At 69.1% G+C, this 12,654-nt stretch carries 12 protein-coding genes and 1 tRNA gene; 1 reads left to right on the forward strand and 12 read right to left on the reverse strand.

Annotated features, from left to right (window positions below; all coding sequences use genetic code 11):
• Positions 1–34 precede the first annotated feature (34 nt).
• Positions 35–646 carry a PEP-CTERM sorting domain-containing protein gene (locus tag IS481_RS18430; RefSeq protein ID WP_232529329.1) on the forward strand — a complete coding sequence of 204 codons (612 nt, stop codon included), beginning with the start codon at positions 35–37 and terminating at the stop codon, positions 644–646.
• Between the two features lie 64 nt (positions 647–710).
• On the opposite strand, the gene htpG is transcribed toward IS481_RS18430, so the two are convergent.
• The 12 genes from htpG to rplQ form a co-directional block, all read right to left on the reverse strand.
• Entirely contained in the window at positions 711–2,579 is a 1,869-nt protein-coding gene (gene htpG / locus IS481_RS15705; RefSeq protein WP_104357037.1) for a molecular chaperone HtpG, read from the reverse strand.
• Positions 2,580–2,728: 149 nt separating this feature from the next.
• Positions 2,729–3,481 (reverse strand): amino acid ABC transporter permease, encoded by a 753-nt coding sequence (locus IS481_RS15710; protein WP_104357038.1) that lies wholly within the window; start codon positions 3,479–3,481, stop codon positions 2,729–2,731.
• Positions 3,482–3,507: 26 nt separating this feature from the next.
• Positions 3,508–4,389 carry a basic amino acid ABC transporter substrate-binding protein gene (locus tag IS481_RS15715; RefSeq protein ID WP_104357039.1) on the reverse strand — a complete coding sequence of 294 codons (882 nt, stop codon included), beginning with the start codon at positions 4,387–4,389 and terminating at the stop codon, positions 3,508–3,510.
• 177 nt (positions 4,390–4,566) lie between these two features.
• A complete protein-coding gene (locus IS481_RS15720) occupies positions 4,567–5,694 on the reverse strand; it encodes a YbdK family carboxylate-amine ligase (RefSeq protein WP_104357040.1) in 1,128 nt (375 codons plus the stop codon).
• Positions 5,695–5,721: 27 nt separating this feature from the next.
• A complete protein-coding gene (locus tag IS481_RS15725) occupies positions 5,722–6,954 on the reverse strand; it encodes a cation:proton antiporter domain-containing protein (RefSeq protein ID WP_104357041.1) in 1,233 nt (410 codons plus the stop codon).
• A gap of 507 nt (positions 6,955–7,461) precedes the next feature.
• Positions 7,462–7,797, reverse strand: a complete 336-nt coding sequence (locus IS481_RS15730) for a YegP family protein (RefSeq protein WP_104357042.1) — start codon at positions 7,795–7,797, stop codon at positions 7,462–7,464.
• 224 nt (positions 7,798–8,021) lie between these two features.
• A tRNA-Met gene (locus tag IS481_RS15735) sits at positions 8,022–8,098 on the reverse strand.
• A gap of 75 nt (positions 8,099–8,173) precedes the next feature.
• Complete coding sequence (gene dsbD / locus IS481_RS15740) at positions 8,174–10,060, reverse strand: protein-disulfide reductase DsbD (RefSeq protein WP_104357043.1); 1,887 nt, start codon at positions 10,058–10,060, stop codon at positions 8,174–8,176.
• Positions 10,057–10,401, reverse strand: coding sequence for a divalent-cation tolerance protein CutA (gene cutA / locus IS481_RS15745; RefSeq protein WP_104357044.1), 345 nt, complete (start codon positions 10,399–10,401; stop codon positions 10,057–10,059). Before cutA ends, dsbD begins: the two co-directional genes overlap by 4 nt.
• 14 nt (positions 10,402–10,415) lie before the next feature.
• A complete protein-coding gene (locus IS481_RS15750; protein ID WP_104357045.1) occupies positions 10,416–11,201 on the reverse strand; it encodes an ABC transporter permease in 786 nt (261 codons plus the stop codon).
• A 13-nt stretch (positions 11,202–11,214) separates the two neighbouring features.
• Positions 11,215–12,138, reverse strand: a complete 924-nt coding sequence (locus tag IS481_RS15755) for an ATP-binding cassette domain-containing protein (RefSeq protein ID WP_104357046.1) — start codon at positions 12,136–12,138, stop codon at positions 11,215–11,217.
• Between the two features lie 105 nt (positions 12,139–12,243).
• Positions 12,244–12,645 carry a 50S ribosomal protein L17 gene (gene rplQ / locus IS481_RS15760; protein ID WP_104357047.1) on the reverse strand — a complete coding sequence of 134 codons (402 nt, stop codon included), beginning with the start codon at positions 12,643–12,645 and terminating at the stop codon, positions 12,244–12,246.
• Positions 12,646–12,654 lie beyond the last annotated feature (9 nt).

Genomic DNA, 12,654 nt, shown 5'->3' on the forward strand with positions numbered 1-12,654 from the left:
CCCGAACCGGGCTCTTACCTTCAGGAGGATCTGCATGAAACGTCATCTGCTGGCGCTAGGCCTTGCGGCGGCCACCACCGCAGCCAGCGCGCAACTCTCGGTGTCCGGGCCGGACACCACGTTCGGGGGGTATGACGGCACGCCGGCAACCTACACGGGCACGCTGTCCAGCGGCACGTTCAACGGTCTGCTGGACACCGGGCTGGGCGGCACGCTGACCGTCACCTTCCTCGGGAAGGACGACGCGTGGCACAACAACACGCTGACCTTCGCCGGCGGCACGGTGATCGACAACCAGACCACCGCGGTCGGCACCAGCTACACCTTCGACGTGGCGGCCGGCCCGCTGGACTTCCTGTTCACCGACCTCACCGATGGTGACACCGTCGCCAACGGCGGCCCGAGCTCGGCCTACGGCTCGTACGTGGTGGTCCCGGGATCGGCGGTCGGTGCGGGCAACCCGGCGTACGGCCAGTACGACTTCATCCTCGGCTTCAACGATGGCCACCTCTACGACGCCGACTATGACGACTTGGTCGTGGGCATCAGCCTGGTCCCGGTACCCGAGCCGGAAACCTATGCGCTGATGCTGGCCGGCCTCGGCGCGATCGGTTTCATGGCCCGCCGTCGCCGCCGCCAGGACTGACTGCGTCTTCGCAGCATGAACAAAAGCCGCCCTCGGGCGGCTTTTTCGTTGTGCGACGCGATCCTCAGCCGGCCAGCAGCGCGTTGACGCGCCGCACGTAGGCGGCCGGGTCATCCAGCTGCCCGCCCTCGGCCAGCAGCGCCTGGTCGAACAGGATGTGGGCCAGGTCCTCGAAGCGGTCGGTGCGCTCCAGCCGCTTGACCAGCGCGTGCTCGGGATTGATTTCGAGGATGGGCTTGACCTCGGGCGTCTTCTGGCCGGCCTGCTTGAGCAGGCGCGCCAGGTGTCCGCTGATGTCGCCCTCCTCGCCCACCAGGCAGGCGGGCGAGTCGACCAGGCGGGTCGTCACGCGCACGTCCTTGGCCTTGTCCTTCAGCGTTTCCTTCAGGCGCTCCAGCAGCGGCTTGATCGCGGCCGCGGCTTCCTCGGCCTTCTTCTTCTCTTCCTCGTCCTGCAGCTTGCCCAGGTCCACCGCGCCCTTGGCGACGCTTTGCAGCGGCTTGCCGTCGAACTCGTACAGGTGGCTGAGCATCCACTCGTCGACCCGGTCGGTCAGCAGCAGCACCTCGATGCCCTTCTTGCGGAAGATCTCCAGTTGCGGGCTGTTGCGCGCGGCGGCCAGCGTCTCGGCGGTGATGTAGTAGATCGCCTCCTGGCCTTCCTTCATGCGGCTGACGTAGTCGGCGAACGACACGCCCTCGTCGGCATGGGTGGAGGCAAAGCGCAGCAGCCTGGCCAGGCGCTCGCGGTTGGCATGGTCCTCGCCGATGCCCTCCTTGAGCACCGCGCCGAACTCCTTCCAGAACGCGGCGTACTTGTCCTTGTGGTTCTCGGCCAGGTCCTCGAGCATGCCCAGCACGCGCTTGGTCGAGCCCTCGCGGATGGCCTTCACGTCGCGGCTTTCCTGCAGCAGCTCGCGGCTGACGTTGAGCGGCAGGTCCGACGAGTCGATCACGCCCTTGACGAAGCGCAGGTAGACCGGCATCAGCGCCTCGGCGTCGTCCATGATGAAGACGCGCTTGACGTAGAGCTTCACGCCGCCGCGCTTCTCGCGGTTCCACAGGTCGTACGGCGCCTTGGACGGGATGAACAGCAGCTGCGTGTACTCGGTGCGGCCCTCGACCCGGTTGTGCGTGTAGGCCAGCGGCGGCTCGTTATCGTAGCTGATCTGCTTGTAGAACTCGTGGTACTGCGCCTCCGTGATCTCGTTCTTCGGGCGCACCCACAGGGCCGCAGCCTGGTTGACGGTCTCCCACTCGTCCAGCAGCACGTACTCGCCCTTGTCCTTGTCCCACTGCTCCTTGCGCATCAGGATGGGCAGCGAGATGTGGTCGGAGTAGCGGTTGATGATGGACTTGAGCCGCCAGGTGTTGAGGAAGTCGGTGTCGCTGTCGCGCAGGTGCAGTATCACGTCGGTGCCGCGCTGCGGCCGGGTGATCGTCTCGACCTCGAACTCGCCGGTGCCGTCGCTGCTCCAGCGCACGCCCTCCTCGGGCTTGAGCCCGGCGCGGCGCGATTCGACCGTGATGCGGTCGGCGACGATGAACCCGCTGTAGAACCCGACACCGAACTGGCCGATCAGCTGCGCGTCCTTCTGCTGGTCGCCCGAGAGCTTGTCCATGAACTCGCGCGTGCCGCTTTTGGCGATGGTGCCCAGGTTGGCGATCGCCTCGTCCGCCGACAGGCCGATGCCGTTGTCGCTGATGGTGATGGTCCTGGCGGCCTTGTCGAAGGTGACGCGGATCTCCAGGTTGGGCCGGTCCTCGTACAGCGCGTTGTCGTTCAGCGCCTCGAAGCGCAGCTTGTCGCAGGCGTCCGAAGCGTTGGACACCAGCTCGCGCAGGAAGATCTCCTTGTTCGAGTACAGCGAATGCGCCACCAGGTGCAGCAGCTGCTTGACTTCGGCTTGGAATGACAGGGTCTGTTTGTCCATGGCGTGTCCGGTGTGCGGTGTTCCGTCTTTGCTCTCGGAAAGGGTAGCGGGCGCCCAAATGGGGATGGCGGCATGGTTTTTCAAGGGCGCCATGAAAAACGCCGGCCTTGCGGGCCGGCGTCGACGCACTCGGGTCGGAGGCGCGCGCCTCAGCGCCCGCGCAGGTGGGCCGGCGCCTCGAGCTTGCGCGCCAGCATCGACAGCACCATCGTCAGCACCAGGTACATCGCCGAGATGGCGAGGTACGGCTCCCAGTAGCGGGAGTAGGCGCCGGCGACCGTGCGCGCGGCCAGTGCCAGTTCGGCCAGGCCGATCGCGGAGACCAGCGAGGAGTCCTTGATCAGCGTGACCCCTTCGTTGACCAGCGGCGGCACCATGCGGCGGAAGGCCTGGGGCAGGATCACGTAGCGCATCGCCTGCGCATGCGTGAGCCCCAGGCTGTAGGCCGCCTGGGTCTGTCCGACGTGGATGGACTGGATGCCGGCCCGGAAGATCTCGGAGATGTAGGCCCCGGCGTTGAGCGTCAGCGCCAGCGCCCCCGAGAAGAACGCCCCGTGCTCCTGGCGGAAGCGGATCGCCGCCTGCCCCGACAGCAGCAGCCCGTGCTCGGGCTGGATCAGGGTCGGCATCAGCGCGAAATGCACCAGCAGGATCTGCACGAACAGCGGCGTGCCGCGAAAGAACGTGACGTAGGCCAGCGTCAGCCACTGGGCCGGCTTCAGCAGCACCAGCGCCCACGCCGACTTGGGCGGCGGGGCGCTGCGCGAGCTGCTGATCAGGCCCAGCACCAGGCCCAGGGCCAGGCCCGCGGTGATGGCCACCAGCGTGAGCTTGACCGTCATCCACAGGCCGGCCGTGAACAGCGGCCCGTAGCCGGCAAGGATCTCCCAGCGCAAATCCACGATGGGGACTTCCTGGTCTCAGCCGTTCAGTTGGACGCTTCGGCCGCAGGTGCCTGCGCCGCCGGCGCTTCGGCCGCCGGCTTGGCGCCGAACCACTTGGCGTAGATCTGGTCGTAGGTGCCGTCCGACTTGATCGCGGCCAGCCCCTGGTTCAGCTTCTCCAGCAGCTCGGTGTTGCCCTTGCGCACCGCGAGGCCGTACTGCTCGGCCTCGAACGAGTCGTCGCTGACGGTCTTGAACTGCGCGTTCGCGTTGTTGGCAACGTAGTTCTCGACCACGCCGTTGTCGGCCACCACGGCGTCGACGCCACCGGCCTGCAGCTCCTGCAGGGCCAGCGGGGTGGACTCGAAGCGCTTGATCAGCGTGCTGTTCTTGCCCTGCAGCTTGGTCACGACCTCGTCACCGGTGGTGCCGGTCTGCACGCCCACGCGCAGCGTCTTCAGGTCCTCGAACTTGGAGACCGTCGAGTCCTGGCGCACCGCGATCAGCTGGCGGGCGTCGAAGTACGGATCGGAGAAGTCCATCGTCTGCTTGCGCTCGTCGGTGATCGTGATCGCCGAGACGAGGAAGTCGCGGTCGCCCTGTTGCAGGGTGTTGAAGATGCCTTCCCAGGGGGTGTTGACGAACTTGACTTCGAAACCGGCCTTCTCGGCGATGGCGCGCACCACGTCGATGTCGAAGCCGACGATCTCGCCCTTCTCGTCCTGCGACTCGAACGGCGCGTAGGCTGCGTCGGTGCCGACGACGTAGACCTGGGCGGGCGCGGGGGCCGGCGCGGCGGCCTCGGTGGCGGGCGCCGGGGCGGGAGCCGGCTCAGGCTGCTTGCCGCAGGCGGCCAGCACGAGACCCGCCACCAGCATGGCGGCGCGCTGCCAGAAGGCGGGGATAGCAAGGCTCAAGGTATGCATGAGAGAGTAACCTCGTGAGAAATCTGAAAACCAGCATTTTGACCGTTTTGGGCGCAGAAAAACGGCGACTTTGCCCGGCCGGTGCTGCAGATTCCTCGCGGCCTTAGGCGGCAAAACAACGGTTCGTGCGGCGGGCAGTGCCGCTGCGCCACGCCGCCGCGGGCGACGCACCCCGCCTCAGACCACCAGGTCGCCGCTCCAGCGCAGGCACTGCTGGCGCACCACCTCGGCCAGCAGGTGCTCGCGCTCGTGCACCTGGCGTGCCCAGGTGGCGTCGTTGCCGTGGCGCTGCAGCTCGCTGCGCAGGTAGCGCAGCGCGCCGTCGGCCTTCAGATCGATCGCGTGGTGCTCGATCGCCCCCATCGTGAACAGGATGTCCTCGCGCAGCGAGCGGTGCTCGCCGGTCTTCGGGTCGACGAAGGTGCCCTCCGGCCCGAAGCGGCAGGCCTGGAAGCGGTTGAAGGTGTAGACGAGGTAGTCGTCCTCCTCCAGCGGGAACGGCTGCTCCTTCGACAGCCACGCCGCCACGCACTGGATGTAGGCCGCCAGCGCCGCCGCCTTCTCGATCGTCAGCGGCGTGTCGAGCACGCGCACCTCGATGGTGCCGAACTCGGGCTTCGGGCGGATGTCCCAGTAGAAGTCCTTCATGCTCTGGACCACGCCGGTGCGCGTCATCTTGCCGAAGAAGGTGCCGAAGTCGTCCCAGGTGGTCACGAAGGGCGCGCGGCCCGACAGCGGGAAGGCGAACACCGAGTTCAGGCGCGCCGAATGGAAGCCTGTGTCAGTGCCCTGCACGTAGGGCGACGACGCCGACAGCGCGATGAAGTGCGGGATGAAGCGCGACAGCCCGTGCAGCAGCACCAGCGCCTCGTCCGGCCCGGGGCAGCCCACGTGCACGTGCTGGCCGAAGATGGTGAACTGCTTCGACAGGTAGCCGTACAGCTCGGACAGCATGTGGAAGCGCGGCGTGTTGAAGATGCGCCGCTCGCTCCAGTCCTGGAACGGGTGCGTGCCGCCGCCGCACAGCCCCACGTTGAGCTTGCGCGCGCAGTCGACCAGCGCGTCGCGGATCTCGGTCAGCTGCGACAGCGCGTCGTCGTAGCCGGTGCAGATCCCGGTCGACAGCTCGATCATGCTGTCGGTCATCTCCGGCTTCACGTCGCCCGGGATCTTGCGCTTGCCCATCAGGCGCAGCAGGTCGGCCGAGCTGGGCGACAGGTCGTAGTCGTGCGTGTTGACGATGGCCAGTTCCAGCTCCACCCCGAGGGTGAGCGGCTGGGACGGTGCGAAGGCTTCGAGCGTCATGCGATGTGTCTCCTGTCCACCGGCGGTTCAGGGGCGGCGCGCGGCGATCTCGCCCGCGCTGCGCAGCGCGCCCAGCACGGCCAGCGCCCCCAGCAGTTCCATGATCGCGATCGAGCTGAGCGCCACCGGCGCCAGCTGCGCGGCAAAGCCCGCATGCGAGCCCTGCAGGTCGGCGTACATCACCAGCGCGGTGGCCGACAGCGGGGTCAGCGCCAGGCTCACGCCCACGCCCTGCCGCAGTGACTGCCCGCTGAACCAGCCGAGCATGAACACCGCAGCCGACTTCGCGGCGGCACGCGCGGCCATCGCCGCCAGCGCGAGCAGGCCGCCCGCGGCCAGCCCCTCGACCGGCCAGGCCGACCCGACGATCACGAACAGCATCAGCACCAGCACGCCGCCGGCGGTGCCGAAGTGGCGCGGCCACACCCAGGGGCGCTCGGTGGTGTTGCGCAGCCACAGGCCCGCCATCAGCGGCACCAGCAGCGTCGACCAGCCGAAGGTCTTGGTCAGCGCCAGCGCCAGCGTGATCAGGCCCAGCAGCAGCAGCGTCGCGTTCTCGTTGCGCAGGTCCAGCCCGCGCGCCACGCGCGCCACCCCGTAGCCGAGCAGCCCGGCGAGCAGGAAGGAGCCGACGAACACGTACAGCGGCTGCACGATCGCCTGCACCGGGTTCTGCCCCTGGTCCAGGTCCAGCCAGGCCAGCAGCAGCTTGCTGGCGAACACGCCATACAGCGTGTTGAGCGCCGAGAGCATGTAGACGCGCTCGGTCACCTGCCCCTCGGCGCCGAACTCCGAGGCCACGCGCGCGATCACCGCGGGCGAGGCCGGCACGGCCAGCACCGCCACTGCGGCGGCCGACGGCGTGTCCAGGCCCAGGTAGCGCATCGCGAGGTACACCGTGCCGAAGGTCAGCAGCGACTCGGCCAGGCTGGTGACCAGCAGGAAGGGGTTGGTGCGCAGCCAGCGCAGCCGCACGCGCGCGCCCAGCTCGAACAGCAGCAGCGCAAGCGCCAGGTCCAGGATCATCCGCACCACCGGCGGGATCTCGCCGGTGGCCGCCACGCCATGCCCGGAGACGGCCACGCCCAGGCCGACCAGCGAATAGCCGACGATGCGCGGCAGCCCCAGGAAGCGGAACACTCCTTCGCCGATCAGCGCTCCCGCGATCACGACCAGCGACAACCCGAGCAGGGCGCGGGTGGACGACCAGTCGACGACCACGCCGAGAAAGGACTGTGCCTGCAACCACTGGTCCACCATCACGCGATCTCCTTGTTGTTCGTTGAGCGGCCGTTGCCGCCACGCGGCCCGGGCCACGCGGCCGGCCGGCGGCTGCCCCGAGGCAGCCTCGTATGGCAAATGCAATGCCGCAGCACCGGCACCAGCCCGAAAGCCGGCAGGCGTGCCCTGCCGGCACGCCCCCACCCTGGTCCTGACCTGGGGGGCAGGGAGCGACCGGGCCCCCGGACCCGGCTGTGGCATTCTGCCGTACCCGCCGCTGGCCTCGGACGCCTGGCGGCCGGGCGGGCCTTGAGGAAGGCTAAAAAAGATCCCCCGCGCGCAGGCGGGGGAGAACGCTTCTTGGCCGCTGTGCGGGACGCGGAAGTCCGGGCGTCCCCACAGACGGCGCCGATCCTACTGGGAAACATTTGCACGCCAATCTTTACCCGTGCACACCGGTGAGATTTGCGTGACGGTTTCCCCGGCCGGCCGGGGATCCGGGCAGGCGCGCGGCAACGGGGGCGCGCCGCGCCTGCCGAGGCCGCCTCAGGCGGTCAGGTCCTTGACCGTGGCCTGGGGCGCATGCGCCTTCACCGAGGCGACGCCGTTTTCCATGGCGCTCCTGGACGAATACATCTCGCTGCGCCCGATCACCTGGCCGTTGGTGGCGGTCAGCACGAAGTACGGCGAGCCGTCCTTGGCTTCCTTGCGCTCGTAGCGCGCGTCGTTGGGCGCGTTCTTCTGGACCGAAGCGATCCCGTCCAGCGCCGACGCCTTGGTCTTGTACGTCTCGCTCGACAGGATGACCTGGTGGTTCGCCGCCTTCAGGTTGAAGACGTACTGCCCGTTCGCCGCGGTCTTGAGTTCGAAATACCCTGCCATGAAGCCCTCTCCACACTGACGCGGTGCACCACCCGCGAAACGACCGGGGAGTCTGCGGCCGGCACGTGCAGCTGGAGCCTGGCCCCGGCCGCCTCCTGGCAGGCACTCCCCTCCCGGTGCGAAGGCAGGATAACGACCGTTACAAACGGACGTCAACGCAAGGTAATCCCTGAGCAACAGGCGCAAAAAAACAGGCCCTCGCAAGGAGGGCCTGTTCGGGAATTTGGTTGCGGGGGCTGGATTTGAACCAACGACCTTTGGGTTATGAGCCCAACGAGCTACCAGACTGCTCCACCCCGCGTCGGGAAAGCAAAACTATAGCATGTTTTTCGCCGGCAACGCAAGACCATGGTGAGATCTTCGGCAAGCCCGCCGGCTAGAGGCCGGCGGCGTCCAGGGTCTGCAGGAAGCGGTCGGCCGACTGGAAGCCGATCACGCGCAGCTGCGGCAGCTCGCGGCCGCTGGCGTCGAAGAACAGCGTGCCGGGCGGCCCGAACAGGCCGAAGCGCTTGAGCAGCGCGCGGTCGTCGCGGTTGTTGGCCGTGACGTCGGCCTTCAGCAGCAGCGCATTGGCGAGCCTGGCCCGCACGCGCGGGTCGCTGAAGGTGAAGGCCTCCATCTCCTTGCACGAGACGCACCAGTCGGCATAGAAGTCCAGCATCACCGGCCGGCCGGCGCGGGCCAGCACGGCCTCCAGTTCCTCGACGCTGCGCACCGGCTCGAAGCCCGGACCGGCATCGGTCGCGGCCTCGGCGCGGGCCAGGTGGGCCAGCGGCTGCCAGGGATCGCGCCCCCCGGAGGCCGCACCGACGAGCTGGATCGCGCCCAGCACCGCCAGCACCACGCCCACGCCCTTGAAGAAGCGCTGCCAGCCGCGCGCGCCGGGCGGCAGCGTGTCGAACACCTTGAGGTAGACCGCGGCCACCAGCAGCAGCGCGCCCCACAGCAGCATCGCGAGCCAGCCCGGCAGCACCGGCTGCAGCATCCAGATCGCCACCGCGATCAGCAGCGCGCCGAAGAAGTGCTTGACGTGCTCCATCCAGGCCCCGCCGCGCGGCAGCCAGCGCCCCGCCGACGCGCCGATCAGCAGCAGCGGCACGCTCATGCCTGCGGCCAGCGCGAACAGCGCCGCCCCGCCCAGCACCACGTCGCGGGTCTGGCTGATGTAGACGAGCGCGCCGGCCAGCGGCGCCGCCACGCAGGGGCTGACGATGAGCGCCGACAGTCCGCCCATCAGGAACACCGCGAGGAAGCGCCCGCCGTGCAGCCGCCCGGAGGCCTGCTGGACCCGGTCGCGCCAGCCCGAGGGCAGCTGCAGCTCGTAGAAGCCGAACATCGACAGCGCCAGCAGCACCAGCAGCGCGGCGAACGCGCCCAGCACCCAGGGCGTCTGCAGCCAGGCCGCCAGCCCTTCGCCCGCCAGCCCCGCGGCGACGCCGAATGCGGTGTAGACCAGCGCCATGCCGAGCGAGTAGCTGGCTGCCAGCCCGAACGCCCGGCCCCGGCTGACCGGGCGCCCGTCGGCCTCGGCCTGCCCGACGATGATCGAGGACAGGATCGGCAGCATCGGCAGCACGCAGGGGGTCAGCGACAGCAGCACGCCCGCGACGAAGAACACCGCCACCACGGTGGGCAGCCGCCCGCTCTCCAGCGCCGCGGCGATGCGGTCGCTGTCGGTGGGCGAGCGGGTGTTGATCAGGTTCGCCGGCACCGGCGCCGCACCGGTGAGCGACTGCAGCGAGGCGGCCAGACCGCCGGACGCACCCCAGCGTTCGGCCTGCGCCTCGGTCAGCAGCGCCACCCGGTTGGCCGGCGCGCCGAAGGCGGCCAGCGCGACCTCGACGTGGTGGTCCATCGGCGGGTAGCACAGCCCCTTGTCGGCGCAGCCCTGGCTGGTCACGGTGAGCCGGAACGGCCCCTCGGCCTGCACCACCGGCAGCCGGATGCGCAGCGTGCCGCGGTGGGTCTCGACGTCCTTCTCGAAGGTCCGGTCGTACTTGACCTCGCCGCGCGGGATCTCCGGGGTGCCCAGCACCGCGGGCGGCGTGGCCGCGAAGCGGAACTGCTCGCGGTACATGTAGTAGCCGTCGGCGACGTCGAAGCGCAGCTCCAGCGTGCGCTCGTCCAGCGCCGCGGCGGCGAAGCGGAACGCCACCTCCGGCTCGAGGAAATCGTCGTCGTCATCGGCCCGCACGCCGCCGGCCAGCACCGCCAGGCCCAGGGCCAGCAACGCCGCCAGCAGCCAGCGGATGGCACCGGTCATGGCCTGTCTCCTTGCTGCATCTCTGAGACCAGCCAGCGCAGGTACGGTTCCAGCCCGTCCGTGACCGACGTCGCGATCAGCTCCGGCACCTCGTAGGCGTGCAGCTCGGGCAGCCGCGCCTTCAGTGCAGGCCAGCGCGCCTCGGTGGTCTTCAGGACCAGCAGGCACTCGCCGCCCTCCTCGATCCGGCCCTGCCACCAGTACATCGAGCGCACCCCCGGCAGGATGTTGACGCAGGCCACCAGGCGCTCTTCCAGCAGGCGCCGCGCCAGCGCGGCGGCCGCGGCCTCGTCGGCCACGGTGCTGAAGGCCAGCAGCGGACGGCCCTGAACTTCGCTCATCAGCCCCTCCTCGCTCACTTGAAGAACCGCCGGCGCGTCAGCACCAGCGCGACGTAGTACCCCACCGCGGCGTACCCGGCCAGCACCGCGGCCGGAGCCGCCACCTGCTGCGGCCACTGGCCGATCACCAGCGGGCGCACCAGCTCGACGGCCGCGGTCAGCGGCAGCCACGGCGCGACCTGCTGCAGCCAGCCCGGCAGCTGGTCGGTCGGGAAGTAGACGCCGGAGACGAAGGTCATGGGCGTCAGCACCAGGGTGAAGTAGTAGGTGAAGAAGTCGTAGTTCCTCGCCAGCGCGTTGAACACCAGCGCCAGCGACGAGAACGTGATGCCGACCAGGAACAGCAGCGGCAGCGCCAGCACCAGGGTCGGCGCCCGGCTGATGCCCAGCGCCACCAGCACCAGCGCGATCGCCACCGAGGTGAACAGCGCCTTCATCGCGGCCCACAGCATCTCGGCGAAGACGATGTCGTCCAGCGACACCGGCGCGTTCATGATGCCGTCCCAGGTCTTCTGCACGTGCATGCGCGAGAAGGCCGAGTACAGCCCCTCGAACGAGGCCGCGTTCATCGCGCTCATGCAGATGCTGCCCGAGGCGAGGAACACGATGTAGGGCATGCCCGCCACCTCGCCGACCAGCGCACCCAGGCCGTAGCCGAAGGCGACCAGCACGATCAGCGGCTCGGCGATGTTGCCGATCAGGCTGGGCACGGCCAGCTTGCGCCACACCAGCAGGTTGCGCTGCACCACCGGCCAGATGCGCGAGGACAGGCGGGGCGGTGCGTACAGGGAAATCAGCATGTCCGGTCCTTCCTCAGGCGTCGTCGCGGATCTGGCGACCGGTGAGCTTCAGGAACAGGTCCTCCAGGTTGGCCGGGCGGTGCAGGTAGCGCACCGCCGGGTCGCGCGACAGCACTTCCAGCAGCGGCCGGGGCTGGCGCAGGTAGAAGAACACCGTCTCGCCGATCACCTCGACCCGGTCGGCCAGCGCGCGATGGCGCTCCGCGGTCGCGGGCGCGCCCTCGCCGTAGACCTCCACCACGTCGCTTTCGAGGTGCTGCGCGATCAGCCCGCGCGGCGTGCCTTCGGCGATCTTCTGCCCCAGGTCGAGCACCAGCAGCCGGTCGCACAGGCGCTCGGCCTCGTCCATGAAGTGCGTCGTCAGCAGGATGGATTTTCCCTGCTGCAGCAGCAGCTTCAGGCGCTCCCACATCAGGTGGCGCGCCTGCGGGTCCAGCCCGGTGGTCGGCTCGTCCAGCAGCAGCAGGTCCGGGTCGTTGACCAATGCCCGCGCCAGGCTCAGCCGCCGGCGCATGCCGCCTGACAATTCGGCCGGCTTGGCGCCCGCCTTGGACTGCAGGGCCGCGAACTCGAGCAGCCGCGGCGCGCGCTCGGCCAGCACCGCGCGGGGAATGCCGAAGTAGCGCCCGTAGACGATCAGGTTCTCGAGGCAGGTGAAGTCCGGGTCCAGGCTGTCGAACTGCGACACCACGCCCAGGCGCATCTTGGCCTCGCGCACCTGCTGGGGGACCGGCAGCCCGAAGGCCTCGATGCGCCCGGCGTCGGGGCCCACCAGCCCCAGGCACATGCGGATGGTGGTCGTCTTGCCGGCACCGTTGGGGCCGATCACCCCCAGGCATTCCCCGGCATGGATCTCGAACGACAGGTCGTTGACGACGGTGTGGCCGCCATAACGCTTGACCAGGTGCTGGACACGGAACAGGGTGGTGGGCGCCATGGCGTGCAGTGTGCCAAAGGGCCGCGGCGGGTGCCGGGCCGCCGCGGGGAATCCGGAAACGAAAAAGGCCAGCGGGAGCTGGCCTTCGGGGGTGTGCAGCGCGGCTTACTCGGCAGCGGCTTCGCCTTCGGTCGCGGCTTCGGTCGGCTCCGGACGGTCGACCAGCTCGACGTAGGCCATCGGGGCGTTGTCGCCGACGCGGAAACCCATCTTCAGAATGCGGGTGTAGCCGCCCGGACGCTCCTTGTAGCGCGGGCCCAGCTCGTTGAACAGCTTGACCACGTTGTCGCGGTTGCGCAGGCGGGAGAAGGCCAGGCGCTTGTTGGCGACGGTGGGCTCCTTGGCCAGCGTGATCAGCGGCTCGACGACGCGGCGCAGTTCCTTGGCCTTGGGCAGGGTGGTCTTGATGGCCTCGTGCTCGATCAGCGAGTTGGCCATGTTGCGCAGCATCGCGAGGCGGTGCGACGAGGTGCGGTTGAGTTTGCGAAGACCGTGGCGGTGACGCATGGTGCTTTC

Source organism: Caldimonas thermodepolymerans, from assembly GCF_015476235.1.
Lineage (GTDB): Bacteria > Pseudomonadota > Gammaproteobacteria > Burkholderiales > Burkholderiaceae_C > Caldimonas > Caldimonas thermodepolymerans.